Annotated in this window: 18 protein-coding genes; 15 read left to right on the top strand and 3 right to left on the bottom strand. The window is 34.2% G+C overall.

Annotation, left to right across the window (positions count from 1 at the left end; all coding sequences use genetic code 11):
* The 11 genes from ACP5S8_RS05645 to ACP5S8_RS05695 all read left to right on the top strand — a co-directional run.
* Positions 1 to 2,069 (top strand): glycosyltransferase family protein (locus tag ACP5S8_RS05645; RefSeq protein ID WP_461876051.1); only part of this gene is annotated, 2,069 nt, incomplete at its 5' end.
* 59 nt (positions 2,070 to 2,128) lie between these two features.
* Positions 2,129 to 3,337 carry an argininosuccinate synthase gene (locus ACP5S8_RS05650; protein ID WP_461870661.1) on the top strand — a complete coding sequence of 403 codons (1,209 nt, stop codon included), beginning with the start codon at positions 2,129 to 2,131 and terminating at the stop codon, positions 3,335 to 3,337.
* 1 nt (position 3,338) lies between these two features.
* A complete protein-coding gene (gene smc / locus ACP5S8_RS05655) occupies positions 3,339 to 6,785 on the top strand; it encodes a chromosome segregation protein SMC (protein WP_461876053.1) in 3,447 nt (1,148 codons plus the stop codon).
* Between the two features lie 23 nt (positions 6,786 to 6,808).
* On the top strand, positions 6,809 to 7,489 hold the full coding sequence (locus ACP5S8_RS05660) for a fumarylacetoacetate hydrolase family protein (protein ID WP_461870663.1): 681 nt from the start codon (positions 6,809 to 6,811) through the stop codon (positions 7,487 to 7,489).
* Entirely contained in the window at positions 7,476 to 8,429 is a 954-nt protein-coding gene (locus tag ACP5S8_RS05665; RefSeq protein WP_461870664.1) for an ABC transporter permease, read from the top strand. Before ACP5S8_RS05660 ends, ACP5S8_RS05665 begins: the two co-directional genes overlap by 14 nt.
* Positions 8,426 to 9,325: a DUF58 domain-containing protein gene (locus tag ACP5S8_RS05670; protein WP_461876054.1), complete on the top strand. Its 900-nt coding sequence runs from the start codon at positions 8,426 to 8,428 to the stop codon at positions 9,323 to 9,325. The genes ACP5S8_RS05665 and ACP5S8_RS05670 overlap by 4 nt, the downstream gene beginning before the upstream one ends.
* Positions 9,326 to 9,355: 30 nt before the next feature.
* Complete coding sequence (locus ACP5S8_RS05675; RefSeq protein ID WP_461870666.1) at positions 9,356 to 9,583, top strand: hypothetical protein; 228 nt, start codon at positions 9,356 to 9,358, stop codon at positions 9,581 to 9,583.
* Positions 9,537 to 10,178: an MBL fold metallo-hydrolase gene (locus ACP5S8_RS05680; RefSeq protein ID WP_461871329.1), complete on the top strand. Its 642-nt coding sequence runs from the start codon at positions 9,537 to 9,539 to the stop codon at positions 10,176 to 10,178. Before ACP5S8_RS05675 ends, ACP5S8_RS05680 begins: the two co-directional genes overlap by 47 nt.
* Entirely contained in the window at positions 10,172 to 10,561 is a 390-nt protein-coding gene (locus tag ACP5S8_RS05685) for a hypothetical protein (protein ID WP_461876055.1), read from the top strand. The genes ACP5S8_RS05680 and ACP5S8_RS05685 overlap by 7 nt, the downstream gene beginning before the upstream one ends.
* Entirely contained in the window at positions 10,558 to 11,484 is a 927-nt protein-coding gene (thiL, locus tag ACP5S8_RS05690) for a thiamine-phosphate kinase (RefSeq protein ID WP_461870669.1), read from the top strand. The genes ACP5S8_RS05685 and thiL overlap by 4 nt, the downstream gene beginning before the upstream one ends.
* Positions 11,432 to 12,322 (top strand): MnmC family methyltransferase, encoded by an 891-nt coding sequence (locus ACP5S8_RS05695; RefSeq protein ID WP_461876056.1) that lies wholly within the window; start codon positions 11,432 to 11,434, stop codon positions 12,320 to 12,322. The genes thiL and ACP5S8_RS05695 overlap by 53 nt, the downstream gene beginning before the upstream one ends.
* Here the strand turns inward: ACP5S8_RS05695 and ACP5S8_RS05700 are convergent.
* The gene (locus ACP5S8_RS05700) at positions 12,301 to 12,597 is read right to left on the bottom strand and encodes a hypothetical protein (RefSeq protein ID WP_461870671.1); all 297 of its coding nucleotides are present in this window, start codon (positions 12,595 to 12,597) and stop codon (positions 12,301 to 12,303) included. The two genes, ACP5S8_RS05695 and ACP5S8_RS05700, sit on opposite strands and share 22 nt — an antisense overlap.
* Positions 12,598 to 12,669: 72 nt before the next feature.
* Between ACP5S8_RS05700 and ACP5S8_RS05705 the strand changes: the two genes are divergently transcribed.
* Genes ACP5S8_RS05705 through obgE form a run of 4 tightly spaced genes read left to right on the top strand, consistent with a single transcriptional unit; the run spans position 12,670 to position 15,718 of the window.
* On the top strand, positions 12,670 to 13,008 hold the full coding sequence (locus tag ACP5S8_RS05705; protein WP_461870672.1) for a histidine triad nucleotide-binding protein: 339 nt from the start codon (positions 12,670 to 12,672) through the stop codon (positions 13,006 to 13,008).
* Positions 12,993 to 13,688, top strand: coding sequence for a DUF554 domain-containing protein (locus tag ACP5S8_RS05710; RefSeq protein WP_461870673.1), 696 nt, complete (start codon positions 12,993 to 12,995; stop codon positions 13,686 to 13,688). Before ACP5S8_RS05705 ends, ACP5S8_RS05710 begins: the two co-directional genes overlap by 16 nt.
* 34 nt (positions 13,689 to 13,722) lie before the next feature.
* A complete protein-coding gene (gene gap / locus ACP5S8_RS05715; protein WP_461876057.1) occupies positions 13,723 to 14,727 on the top strand; it encodes a type I glyceraldehyde-3-phosphate dehydrogenase in 1,005 nt (334 codons plus the stop codon).
* A 7-nt stretch (positions 14,728 to 14,734) separates the two neighbouring features.
* Entirely contained in the window at positions 14,735 to 15,718 is a 984-nt protein-coding gene (gene obgE, locus ACP5S8_RS05720; RefSeq protein WP_461876058.1) for a GTPase ObgE, read from the top strand.
* Between the two features lie 165 nt (positions 15,719 to 15,883).
* Here obgE and cydB read toward each other — a convergent pair whose 3' ends face one another.
* On the bottom strand, positions 15,884 to 16,924 hold the full coding sequence (gene cydB / locus ACP5S8_RS05725; protein ID WP_461876059.1) for a cytochrome d ubiquinol oxidase subunit II: 1,041 nt from the start codon (positions 16,922 to 16,924) through the stop codon (positions 15,884 to 15,886).
* Positions 16,925 to 16,936: 12 nt separating this feature from the next.
* A partial coding sequence (locus tag ACP5S8_RS05730; RefSeq protein ID WP_461876060.1) for a cytochrome ubiquinol oxidase subunit I occupies positions 16,937 to 17,249 on the bottom strand: 313 nt, incomplete at its 5' end.

A 17,249-nucleotide genomic window follows, 5' to 3' on the forward strand; every position in this document is an offset into this window, starting at 1 on the left:
ACGCCATAAAAAAAGCAAACACAGAGCTCTACAAAGAGGGTATATGTAAGTTTTGCAATTCTAAGACTAAGCTTAGTGTTGTGGATATTGAAAAATCTAAAGAGTATAAAGAGTGCAATGTATGTAAAAGCGTGTTTTCTGATAAAGAAGAGTGTTATATAGATAAAGATATTGCAATGTGGGGAATACTAGGGTTTTTTAGCTTTTATGAAAACCCTTTAGCGATGAGCATACTTGGAAAGCTTCACAATATAGATATAGCTTATCTTTTAAAAGCTTCAAACCTAAAGGGTAAGGTTCTTGTTTATAAAGCTTGCAACGGAGAGGTATCTCATATTCTTAAACACATTGGATACGATGTTGTAAGTGTAGAAGATGATGCAAATTTAAAGCAAATAGGTTTCGTGCTTTTTGGTATAAACTATGACGAAAGGCCTCTAGAAAGCATATTAAAAGAAATAGATATAGTAATAATACCAGACATAACACTTTTAAAAGATTTAAACGTTTTAGAAGCTTTTAAAGAAAAACATATACTAATAGGAGCACCAAACAAAGAAAGCCTTATCAATACGCTTGGCAGATATCAAGAGCCAATTAAATCTTATATTACATCAAACGCTCTTGTAAAACTCTTAAGCGATGTTGGGAAAAATGCTTTTATATACACCTCAAGAGATCTGTCTTATCCAAAAGAGTATTTTGGTGAATTTCTTTCAAACGTATTAAGCATTGGCAACAACATATTTATATCGTTGTTTGAACATGAAAACTTTTATAAGTTAAAAGCCCAATACGGCACATACATATATGCAAGTTCTTTTCCCATAGAAAAGGAAATATATAGAGCAATTGATTTTTCCAAATGGAACACCTATGAAAAATCCGTTTTCACATTTCATAAAACCTCTTTATCTACCCACGACGAACCGTATGTTGAAATATATAGCGAGGGGCCAAAAGGAAAGGTCCTTATCACAGACCATTGGGAACTTATATCCAACTATCCAGAACTTTTTGCATCAAAAGGCTATACCGTAGGAATAGTAAGAAAAGAAGTGCCGATTAACTTAAGCAAATTAAAGAGTGAGGTAAAAGAGTTTTCACCGGATTTTGCTTTTTTTGGCTTTTACGGTGATTTGCTTTTTATGAGAGATGAAAATGGCTGGGATATGAAACCAAAAGACTTTTGGTTTAGAGAATTTAATTTTCCAATTGTATCTTTAAAAGTTGACTTTCCAAATGTAAATAGATATAGCTTAACAAAAGAAGGTTTAGAAATACTGAAAAAATACAAAGACAAATTTGCTATTATACATCACGATAAGTTTTTAGCAGAGTGTTTTAGGACTTTTGGCATAAAAGCCTACTGGTGGACATCAAACGGTTTTATAATGAGCAATCTAAATCTATCTACAGATGACTTTGACATGCCAAATGAAGAAAAGCTCTTTGATATAGTATTTCCCGGTAGCATGCATCAACCAAATGAAGAAATTTATCACAAATACAAAAACTATATAGAATGTTATAAAAACGATGTATCTGATATAAGAAAATGCGTAAATATACCTTGTATAAAAGATGGATTTTTCAACGAGGAATTTTTTAACATATCAAGCTCTGTAATCTCTTACGTAAGGGCATTATATCCAAGAATTTTAAAAGAAAAATACAAAGACAAGATGCTTACAACCGACGTTATAAATATACCTTATTCAAGACTAAAATATGTTTTGAGTGCTTCTAAAATAATGTTTTACATTCATTCTCAAGGTTTTAGCACGATACACGATATGACTTTTAGAGCACCTTTATTTGGCAGTCTTCCCATTGTAGATAAAAAAGAGGAAGCCGAGATACTTTTTCCAAATCACTACAAGGAAATCACATATACCAACATAGAAGATGCCATAAAGAAGATAGATTATTATCTTTCTCACGAAGATGAGCGAGAATTACTTATAAAAGAGCTAAAAGACATCATTCTCACATACTATAAGCAAGATTTTAGAATAGACATGATAGAGTATGCTTTAAGAGAGTTGAAAACGTTGAGGAGTTTATAAAGCTTGTAAAAGTCGGGAAACTTTAATTTTTATTCTGCTTTTTGAAGTATAATAATATAATGGCAAAAAGAGTGATACTTGCTTATTCTGGTGGTTTGGATACGTCTATCATAGTAAGATGGCTTACGGAAAGAGGCTTCGAGGTTATAACCTATACGGCAGATGTAGGGCAAAAAGAGGAACTTTCGGAAATACCAGAAAAAGCTAGAAAAGCCGGGGCGATAGAGGCTATAGTAGAAGACATAAGAGAAGAGTTTGCCAAAGATTTTTGTCTTCCAACCCTTAGGGCTTTGGCCTTGTATGAGGGCAAATATCCTTTGACAGCTTCTTTATCAAGGCCCCTCATATCCAAAAAGCTCATAGAATACGCCAAAAAAAGAAATGCAGATTACATAGCTCATGGGTCCACTGGTAAAGGAAACGACCAAGTGAGGTTTGAAGTCTCTGCTTGGGCTTTAAATCCAGATATAGAAGTGCTTGCCCCTGTAAGAGAATGGGAATTCAAATCTAGAGAACAAGAGATAGAATACGCTTTAAAATATCAAATACCCGTAAAAGCTACAAAAGAAAATCCTTACTCTATAGATAGAAATCTTTGGGGTGTATCTATAGAATGCGGTATTTTAGAAGACCCTTATCAAGAACCGCCAAAAGATGCCTATCAAATCACAAAAGACCCAGAAGAAGCTCCAAATACTCCAGAATACGTAGAGATAACGTTTGAAGAGGGAAAACCTGTAGCCGTAAACAATAAAACCTTTGATAACCTTTACAAGTTAATAGAGTATCTAAACGATATAGCCTCATTGCATGGAGTAGGGCGCATAGACATGGTAGAAAATAGGTTGGTGGGTATAAAAAGTAGAGAGATTTACGAAGCTCCCGGGGCTATGTGTTTGTATAAAGCTTACAACGACTTAGCATCTTTGACTTTGGACAAGTATACCTATCAGTATCTAATAGGCCATGTATCAAACACTTACGCAAACTTAGTATATGAAGGGCTTTGGTTTTCTCCTTTAAGGGAAGCTTTGGACGCTTTTAACAACAACATATCCAAATACATAAACGGTACAGTAAGACTAAAGCTATACAAAGGAAATATAGATGTGGTAGGAAGAAAATCTCCAAACGCCCTATATATTGAAGAACTGTCCACATACACAGAAAAAGATGCTTTCGACCATAAAGCTGGTGCTATGTTTACAAAGGTTTACGGCTTACCTTTAAAGGTTTTAGGTCGCGTAAAAGCTAGAAACCAAAAATAAGATGGAAAATGCCTACATAGAAAAAATTGTAGTTACAAACTTTAAATCTTACGGTACAGAAAGACTAGAAATACCCATAGGGGAGGGTTTTATAGGGATTGTGGGACCAAACGGAGCAGGCAAATCAAACATAGGTGATGCCATATCCTTTGGTCTTGGGCTTTCCACATCAAAAACCATGCGCGCTAAAAATCTTACACACCTTATATATTCAAAACAAGGCCAAAGAGAAGACTTTGCACAGGTGGATATATACTTTGCAAACCCTCAAATATTTGGATACGATGAGTTTGTAGTTACAAGGATTATTTATAAAGATGGTAAAAGCGTATATAAACTAAACGGCAAGGTTATAAGGGAAAAAGATTTACATCTAATACTTGCAAAAGGCGGTATATACAAAGAAGGTTACAACATAGTATTACAAGGAGATATAGTAAAATTTGTCAAAATAACACCTTTAGAGCGAAGAAAAATAATAGAAGATGTAGCAGGTATAAGCGAATACGAACAAAAAAGACAGTTTGCTTTAGAGGAATTAGGAGAAGCAGATATAAAAATAAGAGAGTTAAAACCGCTTGTAGAAGAATTGGAGACAAATTTAGAAAAATTTGAGAAAGAGAAAGAAAGGCTTCGTCAATACAAGGCTTTAATCGAAAAAAAACATACGCTTGAGTGTGTTTTGCTTTTAAAAGAAAAACAAAGCCTTTTAAAGGACTTACAAAAAACTTTGGAAGAAAAAGAAACTTTGGAAGCTAAAAGCTCAAAACTTTTGGAAACCATAGATATAAAAACAAAAGAACTAAAAGATGTAGAGCAAAAAATAACAAGTTTGCAAGAAACCCTTCTTCCTTATAGAGAATCGTCTGGTAAGTTATCTGCAAAGATAGAGTATATAAAAGAGCAAAAAGCCTCAAAAGAGCAAGAACTAAAAAAAGAACTATCTCACAAAGAAGACATTGAAAAAAAGATTGATTTTCTTGAAAAAGATTTGCTCAGTTTAGAAAAAGAGCTTTTAGAAGTAGAGCAAGAAAAAATATCAAAAGAAAAAGAGATTTATAGCATAGAAAATGCAATCAAAGAAAAAGAAAAGGAGTTAAAGGCCACGGAAGAAAAGCTAAACCTATCACCAGAAGAGATAGAGGAAATAGAAAAAAAAGAAAAAGAGCTAAAAGCTGTGTTAGAACAAAAGAAAAAAGAATACCAACACTATGTAGAGCAAATTCAAGATATGTCTCAAAAACAAAATAGATACAAAGATGATATAGAAAGATTAAAAGCCGATTTACAAGCGTTAGAACAAAAAGACTCTATTGAAGAAAAGCTAAAAACCTTTCAAAAAAATATAGAAGACGCAAGGCTTTCCATAGAGGCGATACAACAAACCATAGCCAAATACACAAGCTCGTTGACAGAAACAAAAAAAGAAATAGAGCAAATCATATCAGAAAAAGCAAGAATAGAGTCTCAGCTTAGATACAACGACGATGATACGTTTATCTTTCAAAATATAAAAGGTGTCTACGGCAAAGTAGAAGATCTTATAAGCCTAAAAGATGAAGAATACAAGATTGCTATAGAAGCATCAGCCGGCGGTAGACTTTCTTATGTAGTAGTGGAATCTGAAGAAATAGCAAAGCAGTGTATTGAGCTTTTAAAAAAACAATCTGACAAAAGGGTTAGTTTTATACCGCTAAACCGTATAAAAACCCAGTCGTTGCCACCTTACCCAAGACAGCGAGGATACATAGACTTTGCAGTAAAGCTTGTTGATTACGATAAAACGTTGGAAGCTGCTATAAGCTTTGTCTTTGGTGATACCCTTGTGGTAGAAAGCTTTGATGTAGCTAAAAGCCTACAAAACTACAGATGTGTAACATTGGAAGGAGAGGTATTTGAAAAATCTGGTGTTATTAGCGGTGGAAAAACAAAACAACACTCAAACATAGGTAAAAAAGCTCTTTTAGAAAAACTTGAATCTTTAAACGAAAAATACAGCATCTTAAAAGCAAAAGAACAGCAACTAGACCAAAACATCGGTAAGGCAAAGTCTTCGCTCATAGAAAAAGAGGGCATAATAGCAATAAATACAAAGTACATAAAGGATTTGGAAAATCAAAAAAAAGATACACTCTCACAAAAATCAAACATATTAGAGCGTATAAAAGCCGGCGAAGAATATATAGAGCATTTAGAAAACAAGAAAAAAGAACTTTTAGAGATGTTAGAACCTCTAAAAGAGGAAATCAAGTACATAGAAGAAAAACTAACAAACCTAGAACTTAGAAAAAAAGATATACTTTCTTACTATACAAGCAAAGAGATAAAACAATTAAAAGACACTATAGAGTCTTACAAAAAACTCCATTTAGATAAGACGAAAGAACTAAACGCCGTAGAATTAAAGAAAAATGACATTTCCAAAAATATAGAATATGTAAAATCATCTATAGACCAGAAAAAGCAAGAGCTTATCACGATAAATTCTCAATTAAAGAACTTAGAAGAAGAGTTAACGTCTTTAGAGCTTGAATTAAACAGCACAGAAGAAGAGTTGAAAGAATCAAATGCGATGTTTTACAAACTATACGAAGAGAAAGAGCTTTTAGAAAAAGATCAAAAAAATCTACAATCGGAGCTAGGTGGCCTCAAGTTAGAGCATGAGAGACTTTTAGAAGAGATTGGCTCTTTATCAAACGATATAACAAGAATCCAAACAAAGGTAGAATCCATAAACGATGCTCTAAAAGAAAAGCAATACGACGGTAAAATCTACGAAGAGCAAAATCAAAGTATATCAAAGATAAAAGAAGAGTTAGAACATACAAAGAAACTTTTAGAAAATATGACAGATATAAACTTAAAAGCTGAAGAAGAGTATGAAGAAACCCTAAATAGATTAAAAGATTACAAAGAAAAGCTAGAACAACTTATTAAAGATAAGCAAGCTATAAAAGCCATGATAGAAGAAATAGATAGAAAAAAGTACAACGCTTTTATGGAAGCTTTTAACAACATAAGAAAAAATTTCAAAGAAATATACAAAAAAGTGTCTTATCAAGGAAAAGCAGATTTGTCTTTGGACAACGAAGAAGACCCATTTTCTGGCGGTGTTTCCATATTTGTAAAACCACGAGGGAAGGATGTGCAGTATGTAGAGGCAATGTCTGGTGGAGAACAAACTCTGGCAGCCATGTCTTTAATTTTTGCCATACAAGAGTATAAACCTTCAGTATTTTACTACTTTGATGAGATAGACGCCCATTTAGATGAAGCAAACGCATACCTTCTTGGTCAAATGATAAAGGAAAAATCCAAAAATGTGCAATTTATAGTTGTAACTCTTAGAGAAAACTTAGCAAATTTTGCGGACAAGCTTATAGGAGTTACCAACAAAGATGGTATTTCAAAAACGCTTACCTTCAAATCCTTAAAAGAGGTATCCTAAGCTATATGCTATAATTAGATTTCATGTACAGATTTCAAAGAAAAAATGACGGTATTTGGCTTTTAGGAGAAAGTGAAGAGATAGAATTTAAACCCACAAAAATAGTATGCGTTGGGTTAAACTACAAAGCTCACGCTAAAGAATTAAACATGGATATACCAAAAGAACCTTTGTTGTTTCTAAAACCCACAAGCAGCATCATTCTAGACCAAGAATACATCTTATATCCAAAATCTTCTACAAGGGTTGACTACGAAGGAGAGCTTGCTATAGTGATATCAAAACAATCAAAAAAACTCTCTTACAAAGATGCGAAAGATGCAATATTGGGCTTTTCCATAGCAAACGACGTAACAGCAAGAGATTTGCAAAAAAAAGATATTCAGTTCACAAGATCAAAATCCTTTGATACATTTTGCCCCATAGGACCAACAATAGTAAAAGATATAGACCCATTTAACTTAAGCATAAAAACATTTTTAAACAACGAACTAAAACAGTCTGGTCATACCTCGGATATGATATTTGATGTATATGAGATTGTAAGCTTTATATCTTACGTTATGACTCTCTACCCACACGATATAATTATCACAGGTACACCGCCTGGTGTTGGTCCAATGCAAAAAGAAGACAAGGTAAGTATAGAGATAGAAGGAATAGGCATCCTGACAAACACTGTTAAAGAAGATGTGGAAAACTAAATTTGCACTTAGCATAATTATATTTTTGGTAATTCTTGCTATATTTGCTCCCTTCATAGCCCCATACTCATATAAAAAGCAATTCAGAGACTATGTGTTTGCCCCGCCTACCCATATACACATGTCTTTAAAAGGTTTTTACATATACAGATTAAAACCTGTAAAATCTTTAACTAGAGCTTATAAAGAGGATAAGAACAAAATCTGTTATATAGATTTTTTTGTGAAATCAAAAAAGGATTTTAAGCTTTTTAGACCAAGCTGCGGACATATATTTTTACTCGGTACAGATGCTCTTGGAAGGGACGAATTTTCTAGGCTTTTATACGCTTTAAGAGTTTCTCTTGCCATATCTGTAATAGGTGCTATCACCACAATCACAGTAGGAACTTTGATAGGTAGCTTGGCAGGGTATGTAGGCGGGTTTTTAGACAACATCGTTATGAGACTCGTAGAAGTTATGATGGCCATGCCCACATTTTATCTTATGCTATCCATAAGAGCGCTTTTCCCTCTTGATATATCTGGAGTTTATGTATTTGGAATGATTGTTTTTATATTGTCGTTTTTTGGTTTTGCACCGTTTTCAAGGATTATAAGAGGAATGGTGTTGTCCATAAGAGAATACGATTATGTAAATGTTGCAAAATTTTACGGAGCGAATCCCTTTTACATTATTTTCAAACATATTCTACCAAACATAAAAAGCTACATTGTTATAAGTACGGTTTTATCTATACCAGCTTACATAGTAGCTGAAGGTTCTCTTAGCTTTCTTGGACTTGGTATTCAAGAGCCGTATCCATCTTTGGGAAACATGCTACCAAAAAGCATATACATTATATTGCTATATCCTTGGACCCTGTCATCGGCTGTTGTAATATTTTTGCTCATAGTAGCGTTAAATCTCTTAGGAGATGGATTATCAGAGCGAGAATGAATGTAAAAATAACTCCCCTTGGCATATTTTATATAATCATAATGCTTCTTTTTGGTTTTGCTGCAATAAACACTGCCAACAATCTCCTTTACATGATTACATCTTTTATGATGGCTTTTATGATAATAAGCGGTGTTATATCTTATTACAATATAAAATTTTTAGAAGTAACGTTTGTGAAAGCTTATGATTTTTTTGCAAATGAACCAGGAATAGCAGTCTTGTCTATAAAAAATCGGAAGAACTGGCCCTCTTTTCTTTTAAATATATTTGTGGCAAAAGACTTACATAAAGACGTGAAAAGATTTTTTAAAAAATATAAAACTTTTGAAGTGCTTTATGAAAAATCTATTTTTATATTAAAAGCTAAAGAAGAAAAACAAATAGAGATTATATTAAGCTTTGAAAAAAGAGGCAATTACAAAGAGCTTGAGATTTACTTATCTTCTGACTTTCCTTTTGGTTTTGCGTATAGGGAGATGAAATATAAAATCCCAGCTGATATATACGTATATCCAAATCCAAAACAATGCAAAACAAACGCCGCTCAATACAAATCAGAAAAAGGTTTTACAAAAACAAGCGAGGGACAAGAGCTTTATCAAATAAAAGAATATCAAAGCGAGCACCCAAAATATATAAACTGGAAAGCCTCAGCCAAAGTGCAAAAGTTGATGGTAAACGATTTTTCAGATTTTATAAGCAAAGAAATTATACTAAGACCAGAAGATTTTGATATGGACTTAGAACAAAAGCTATCTTGCATGAGTTTCATAGTGTTAGAAGCCTCAAAACAAAATGCGAAAATAGGGCTTGATTGGAATGGTTTTGTTATTCCACCTAGCGATTCTACGTTTCATTATATAAAAATTTTGAGATTCTTGGCTACGGCGTAAAAGTTGGCAACATGTTATAATTTATTGCAAATGGATTATTTAAAGCATCTTTTTAGTAGCGATTTTATATTGGTAGCTGGGGTATTTGGCATTTTATTTTACTTTTTATACGATGCCATAAGAAGGAAAAAATGGGGATGGGCTATTTTCTTAGCTATTTTACCCCTTGGCTTTATAAGCGTTCCGTTATATATTTTATTTGGATTTAACGATGGAGCAAAAAGTGAAGATAGAAACGATAGCAACAAAACCAATTGACGAAAACTGTACCGTTATAAAAAACGAGGAAACAAAAGAAGCCATTGTTGTAGACCCTGGCTCAGATATAGAAAACATATTAGAAGCTATAAAAGACTTCAAGGTGGTGGCTATACTAGCCACGCACGGGCACTATGATCACGTAGGACAAGTAGCCACATTAAAAGAAATATACAACGCACCTTTTTACATAAATAAAGAAGATGAATTTTTGCTAAAAGACGAGATTTTCCCGGGCTTTTCATTGTATCTAAACGCAAAAACACCACCAAAGCCTGATTTTTACCTAAAAGACGAAGACAAGCTAAATATAGCTGGAATAGACATAGAGGTTATTCACACACCAGGCCATACCCCCGGAGGATGCTGTTTTTACATAAAATCTCAAAACACCCTTATAGCTGGAGATACGCTTTTCAAAGGAGGCGTTGGAAGAACAGATTTACCTGGTGGTTCTTGGGAAAAGTTAGCCTCGTCTTTAAAAAAGATTTTTTCTACTTTTCCAAAAGATACAAAGGTTATATGCGGGCACTATCAAGACACAACGTTAGAGCATGAGTTAAAATTTAATCCATTCCTTAGGGGCTTATGGTAAAGACTATAGTAGGCCTATACGCTGGAGAGATATTTGCAATAGTTTTTATAGTCTCTTATGTGCTTTTTAGAAAGCTAGAATCCAAAAACTTAGCCGGAAGAATATATGGACAAATACTTTGGAGATTTTATAAAATAGCCATTTTAGAACTTTTGTTGGTATTTTTTCTAAATATCAGCCTCTATACGTTTTTTATGATTTTGGGACTACTGGCAAATATATATTTGTCTTATTATACTAAAAGCCTAAAACAAAGCATAGGAGATATAGATAAAATAGATATAAACGACCCTAGAAGGGTGAAATTTAGAAAAGTTTCTAAGGCATCTTCTTTTATGCTAATTTTAAATATGATTTTAGCTATTATCTACTTGTTAAAATGATAGGAGAGTTCGAACTTATAAAAAAACTTACCGCAATACTTGAAGACAATAGCATAGGTGATGATACTGCTTACATTAACATAGACAACAAAGTTAGTTTAAATATTACTTGCGACGCTTTTTTAGAAGATGTGCATTTTTTAAGACGATATCCGCCAGAATCCATTGGCTTTAAATCTATATCCATAAACGTATCAGACATAGTGGCAAACGGCGGTAAACCTCTTTATGGCCTTATCTCTCTTATGATACCAGATGATATAGACGAAAGATTTATAGAACGCATTTACGAAGGAGTGAAGTCCGCTTCTTTGTTTTACAATCTAAAAATAGTTGGTGGCAATATATCAAAATCTTCAAAACTGGGTATAGATGTATTTTTAATAGGTGAAGTAGATAGGTTTGTTTCAAGGGCTGGTGCAAATGTAGGTGATGATGTAGTAGTAAGCGGGACTCTTGGAGATTCGTATGCAGGTTTTAAGCTTTTAACATCAAAAAAACAATATGAAGAGTATGAGCTAAGGCTAATAGAGAGGCATTTAAGACCAACTGCCAGAATAGACTATATAAACCATATACGCAAATACGCTAGTGCCTCCATGGATATATCCGATGGACTATCTTCTGATTTATGGCATATTGCAGAGCGCTCAAACGTTGTAATAGATATAGATTTAAACAAAATACCTATTTCTCGTGAGCTAAAACTTTACGCTTCAAAAGAAAATCTAAACCCTTACGACTTAGCCTTGTCTGGCGGCGAAGATTATCAACTCTTGTTTTGCCAAAAAAAAGAACACTTTAACCCGTTTTTAGACAACACTGTGATAGGACAAGTAGTAGAAAAAGGTAAAGCCTTGGTGCTTGTAAATGGAAAAGAGCTTGAAAGAACAGGTTTTGACCACTTTAAGAACCGACAATAGATTTTACAATATCAAAGAACATTTAAGAGATGTACTTTTAAAAGAAGTCTCAAATATATATAAACCAAATATCCACTCATCTCATACAAACCAAACTAATCTATACGATGAATACTACAACGAGTTTTATCACAGCATCACTACAGGACCTTTAGAAGAAGCATACAGCAAGTTTGTAAACCCTGTTTTAGGATTTTTAAAAGAAAAGAGTGTTATAAACGTATTAGACATAGGCTCTGGAATGTTTGTAAACTCTGGAGTATTGGCTTACGAGCTTCTAAAATTAAATAAAACTATAAATATAGTAAGTATAGATAAAAAACTTACACCTTTTATAGCTCTAAATCATGCATCTGACGAGATAAGATATTTGCTCTATGAAAGCAACTTTTCTGTAAAAAGCAACCGTTTAAAGTGGCAAGTGATTTTGAAAGATGCAAGGACGATTAAAACAAACACGATGTTTGATATCATACTACACGATGGATTTTCACCCTATAAAAATCCGTCTTTATGGACACTGGATTTTTTGTATATACTTTATAAAAGCTTAAAACAAGAAGGCATTTGGATAAGCTACACATCAAACAAAAGCGTGCAATCTTCCCTTAATTTTCTAAACTTTAAAATAGATTTTGTAAAACCTGTGGGACGAAAAAGACCCTCTATGATGGCTTTTAAAACAGCTAAACATAAATCAAACATAGACTTGCAAAACCCTTACGCTATACCTATGAGAGATATAACCCTTAGTGCTGACGAGGACAAAATAATATCTGATTATTTTATAAGGGTTTATATCCTAAAATCCAAATACTATTCACCTTCAAAAGATTGAAGTTCTTCCATCAACGATTTTACTTGATGCATGATAGCTCCTAGCAAAGATTCCACAGAAGAGTTCCAATAAGACTCGTTAAAAACGATCTTTTTAGAAGGGCCTTCACCATCATCTCCCAAGTAAGAAACCAAAACATAGGGGTATTCCTCTCTCTCTTCACATTCAGCCTCTTCAATACCAGGAAAACATATAGCCAAATCTATCTCAGGGCTTATAGCCATACTTTTTATACGTCTTGCCAGTTCTTCAAACTTTGTTTTTGGGTATTCCATGCTTACAAAATATAAAATTTGTATAAAAGCTTTCCATAATAAAATGCATAAAATCTATGCTAAAATAAAATTATGGAATGCATTTTTTGTAAGATAGCCAACAAGGAAATTAAGTCGGATATAGTTTACGAAGATGAGCTTTTGGTAGCTTTTAAAGATATAAAACCTGTAGCACCAACGCACGTATTAATAATTCCCAAAAAACATATAGATGGTGTACAGGCTTTGAAAGAAGAAGACGAAGCTCTGGTGGGTAAGATGATAGTAAAAGCAAAAGAAATAGCTGACAAGCTAGGGTTAAAAGAAGGCTACAGGCTTGTGTTTAACATAGGTGAGCACGGAGGGCAAACTATAAACCATATACACCTACATGTGATAGGTGGCAGACCTTTGATGTGGCCTCCGGGTTGATACCAGAATACTTTATAGGAGAAGGCACTCTTATAAACGCTTTACTGGTGTTTGTAGGAGGCTATATAGGTGATTATTTAAAAGAACATATTCCCTCTTCGCTTAAAGAAAGTATAATAAAAGCCTTTGGCTTATTCTCTTTTGGCATGGCTTATCATCTTTTTAACGAAGGCTCAAAAGCAAATATAGTAGAAGTGTTGGCTTGTCTTATAATAGGTGGTGTTGTAGGTTACTATTTTGATTTTGAGACAAACTTAGATAAGATTTTTTCAAGCATATTTAAAAATATAGGTTCTCCGGAGGGTTTTAATACAGCCACAATAATGTTTTGCGTAGGACCTATAACTATACTTGGATGTATTATGGAAGGCGCAAGATATCAAAATAGCCTTATTCTATCGAAAGCTTTAATGGACGGTATAAGTGCCGTGTTGCTTGCTTCCTCAATGGGTAGGTCTGTGGCGTTCGCTTCTTTTTCAATTTTGCTTTACCAAGGTTCTTTAACTTATATTTCTTACTTTTTTAAAAGCTCAATAAGCGTATCCTCTTTAGAAAACGTATCTTTTATAGGAGCTTGCCTCATCGTAGGTTTAGCTTTGAAGCTTTTAGGGATAAATAAAGACCTAAAGCTTTTAAATTTTATTCTTTCCCCCATAATAGCTATTTTTATAAAATCTTAACACTAAAATAATAAAAATATCTTATAATAAAAGTATGAGCGTAAAAATAGGGATAAACGGTTTTGGGCGTATCGGCAGAGCTTTTTTTAAAATAGCCTTTGAGAGGGGCTTAGATATAGTGGCTATAAACGATTTAACAGATACAAAAACCTTGGCACATCTTCTGAAGTATGACTCTGTACACAAAATATGGAAACAAGACGTATCATACACAGAAGATTCTATAATAGTAAACGGTAAAAGTATAAAGGTATTTGCAAAGAAAGACCCAGCAGAACTTCCTTGGAAAGACCTTGGAGTAGATATAGTCATTGAGTCTACTGGGCTTTTCAGAGACAGAGAAAATGCTTCTAAACATATATCAGCTGGGGCAAAAAAGGTACTTATATCAGCTCCGGGGAAAAACCCAGACATTACTGTAGTGCTTGGGGTCAATCAAGACAACTACAAACCGAGTGAGCATCATATTATTTCAAACGCATCTTGTACTACAAACTGTATGGCACCTGTATGCTATGTGCTTGATAAAGAGTTTGGTATAAAAAATGGCTATATGGTAACGGTACATTCTTATACAAACGACCAAAGAATATTGGATCTTCCACACAAAGATTTAAGAAGGGCAAGAGCCGCAGCAATAAACATAATACCGACCACAACAGGAGCAGCCAAAGCTGTTACTGAAGTTTTGCCTCATCTCAAAGGAAAACTTGGAAGCACATCAAGAAGAGTACCAGTATCAGACGGCTCTATAATAGAACTTACAGCCGTATTAGAAAATCCTCCTCAAGATGTGCAGTCTTTAAACGCTACTTTTAAAAAAGCCAGCGAGACATATTTAAAGGGCATATTAGAATACAGTGAAGAACCTTTGGTATCTTCCGATATAGTTGGAAATCCTCATTCGGCAATATTTGATGCAGAGCTTTCTTTTGTAAACGGCGACTTAGTTCACGTTGTAGCTTGGTATGATAACGAATGGGGATACTCTACACGCCTTGTAGATTTGGCAGAGTTTGTGATAAATAAAGGCTTATAAAACAAAGTTGAATTTTGTAGATACAGCCCAGATAAAGGTAAAGGCTGGAGATGGTGGAAACGGGGGGGCATATTTCTTAAGGGAGAAGTATAGACCTTACGGGGGGCCTGCAGGTGGGGACGGAGGAAAAGGCGGTTCTGTTATAATACAAGCAGATTCCTCAAAGACAACGTTTTTGGATTTTAAGTATAAAAGGCATTTTAGAGCCCAAAACGGGGAGCATGGAAAACCAAAAAACCAACACGGCAAAAATGGCAGAGATATTGTGATAAAAGTACCAGTAGGGACGATAATAATAGACAAAAAAACCAACGATGTTTTATGTGATCTTGTAAAACATGGGCAAAGTTGCATAGTGGCAAAAGGTGGCGATGGTGGTCTTGGTAACGCTCACTTTGCAACACCTACAAATCAAACTCCAAGAAAGTTTACATACGGCAAGAAAGGAGAAGAAAAGGAGCTTATCCTTATATTAAAAACAATAGCTGACATAGGCATAGTAGGCTTGCCAAACGTTGGTAAATCAACGCTTTTATCAGTTCTCACAAACGCAAATCCAAAAATAGGAAACTATCCTTTTACCACATTATATCCAGAGCTTGGTGTTTTAAAAGTAGACGATAGATCTTTTACAATAGCAGATATACCAGGTATTATAGAAAACGCTCACAAAGGAGCAGGTCTTGGGCTTGATTTCCTAAAACATATAGAACGCTCCAAATACCTGATTTTAGCTATAGACCTATCTAGCGAAAATCCTGTTAAAGATTTTGAAATTCTAACCACAGAACTCTCCCTTTACGATAAAAGCTTGATAAAAAAAATTAAAGCCATCGTAGGTACAAAGCTTGATATAGCAAAAAAAGAAAATTTAGAGCTTTTAGAAAAATTAACCAAGGAAAAATCGCTTGATTTTATACCAGTTTCTTCTACTACAGAGCAAAACATAGAATGTTTAAAAGAATACATAACAAACTTAATTAATTATTAAAAGCATAAAAAAAACAGTTTTATCAGATACTTATAAATATCTATAACATATATCATAGTTATCAAATATTCTTAATGATAAGTTATCTAATATAATTAAAAAGCCCCCTCGAAAGAGGGGTAAAAGAAGGATAGGAATGGTTGCATCAAGACGCTAACAATAACATCAATAATAGCTTTTTTCTCCGCTTACTTTACCACTAAACACTTTATATGCGTACCTAGTATAGTATATAACTATAGGCATAAATATGACCGTTACAATAAGCATCACTGTTAGAGTGAGAGTAGAGGAAGAAGCGTTAAACACCGTTAGGCTGTAATCTGGATTTATGCTTGAGCGCATTAGTACTGGGAAAGAAGCGCAGGCTACATTTAAGACAGTGAAAGCATTGACAAGCCCAGAAGCATAAACAACTTTATCGTATTTACCAGATTTTAGCAAAATTACATAAAGTACAACACCTACAAGCATCATTAGAGGTATAGCAAACAGTATTGGATAGGTGAAATAATTTTTATACAAAAACGGGGCTTCTTGCATCGCTAATACGTTTGTCAATATTACAGATATTACGTATCCTACAACACTTATGCTAGCGTATTTTTTAGCCATCTCGAAAACAGAACCTTGGGTTTTAAGCAACAAGTATGCTGCTCCATGCATAGCAAACATGAAAAAGCTTACCAATCCCATTGCAAGGGGTACTGGTCTTAAAAGTGTGAAAAATGTACCATGGTATACAGCGTCTTTGTCTATTGGAACTCCTACCACAGCATTCCCTACGGCAACTCCAAAAAGAATGGCAGGCAAAACGTTACCAAGCCAATATATAAAGTCGAATGTATGTCTCCAAGCCATAGATTCTCTTTTGTTGCGATACTCAAAAGCCACAGCCCTGCCTATCAAAGCCCACAAAACAAGAAGTATAGCAAGATAGAATCCAGAGAAAGAAGCAGCATAAACAGTGGGAAAAGCGGCAAAGAGCATGCCGCCACCAGCTATAAGCCAAACTTCGTTTCCATCCCATACTGGTGCAACAGAATTATAGAGAGCTATCCTATCATGCTCATTTTTCATAAATATCATGGGAAAAGCACTACCTAAGTCAAACCCATCGGTTATTGAGTAGCCAATTAAAAATACACCTGCCAAAAGAAACCAAAGGCCTTGCAACGTAAAAAGCCCATCTGGTAATATACCCATTTCCAATCCTCCTTAAGAAATTCTATTGCTATCGTTTAAATCGGTCCTGTTAGCGGCAAGACCAACACCTAAACCAGTAGAAGGTGATGAAGAAGGAGCAACCTCAGTATATTCATACTCTCTAACCTTTTTGATCATGGTAGTTACATATACGTAAAATAGTAGTATGTATATTGTTACGAAGGTAAACACAGAAAACATTACGTTTGAAGTAGAATTAAAAGATACGGCATCGGCAGTTTTAAGCATGCCAGTAACTATCCAAGGTTGACGACCTATTTCAGCAGTCATCCATCCAAGCTCAGAAGCTATGAAAGGAAGAGGT

Origin of the sequence: Hydrogenobaculum sp., from assembly GCF_049967395.1 — a bacterium.
Classification (GTDB): domain Bacteria; phylum Aquificota; class Aquificia; order Aquificales; family Aquificaceae; genus Hydrogenobaculum.

Bases quoted from the DNA above. Each gene is read 5' to 3' on its own strand.
- ACP5S8_RS05685 (WP_461876055.1), top strand. From the start codon at position 10,172: ATGGTAAAGACTATAGTAGGCCTATACGCTGGAGAGATATTTGCAATA.
- ACP5S8_RS05680 (WP_461871329.1), top strand. From the start codon at position 9,537: ATGGAGCAAAAAGTGAAGATAGAAACGATAGCAACAAAACCAATTGAC.
- cydB (WP_461876059.1), bottom strand. From the start codon at position 16,924: ATGGGTATATTACCAGATGGGCTTTTTACGTTGCAAGGCCTTTGGTTT.
- ACP5S8_RS05665 (WP_461870664.1), top strand. From the start codon at position 7,476: ATGTGGAAAACTAAATTTGCACTTAGCATAATTATATTTTTGGTAATT.
- ACP5S8_RS05695 (WP_461876056.1), top strand. From the start codon at position 11,432: ATGGAAAAGAGCTTGAAAGAACAGGTTTTGACCACTTTAAGAACCGAC.
- gap (WP_461876057.1), top strand. From the start codon at position 13,723: ATGAGCGTAAAAATAGGGATAAACGGTTTTGGGCGTATCGGCAGAGCT.
- ACP5S8_RS05675 (WP_461870666.1), top strand. From the start codon at position 9,356: ATGGATTATTTAAAGCATCTTTTTAGTAGCGATTTTATATTGGTAGCT.
- thiL (WP_461870669.1), top strand. From the start codon at position 10,558: ATGATAGGAGAGTTCGAACTTATAAAAAAACTTACCGCAATACTTGAA.
- ACP5S8_RS05650 (WP_461870661.1), top strand. From the start codon at position 2,129: ATGGCAAAAAGAGTGATACTTGCTTATTCTGGTGGTTTGGATACGTCT.
- ACP5S8_RS05660 (WP_461870663.1), top strand. From the start codon at position 6,809: ATGTACAGATTTCAAAGAAAAAATGACGGTATTTGGCTTTTAGGAGAA.
- smc (WP_461876053.1), top strand. From the start codon at position 3,339: ATGGAAAATGCCTACATAGAAAAAATTGTAGTTACAAACTTTAAATCT.
- ACP5S8_RS05705 (WP_461870672.1), top strand. From the start codon at position 12,670: ATGGAATGCATTTTTTGTAAGATAGCCAACAAGGAAATTAAGTCGGAT.
- ACP5S8_RS05700 (WP_461870671.1), bottom strand. From the start codon at position 12,597: ATGGAATACCCAAAAACAAAGTTTGAAGAACTGGCAAGACGTATAAAA.
- ACP5S8_RS05670 (WP_461876054.1), top strand. From the start codon at position 8,426: ATGAATGTAAAAATAACTCCCCTTGGCATATTTTATATAATCATAATG.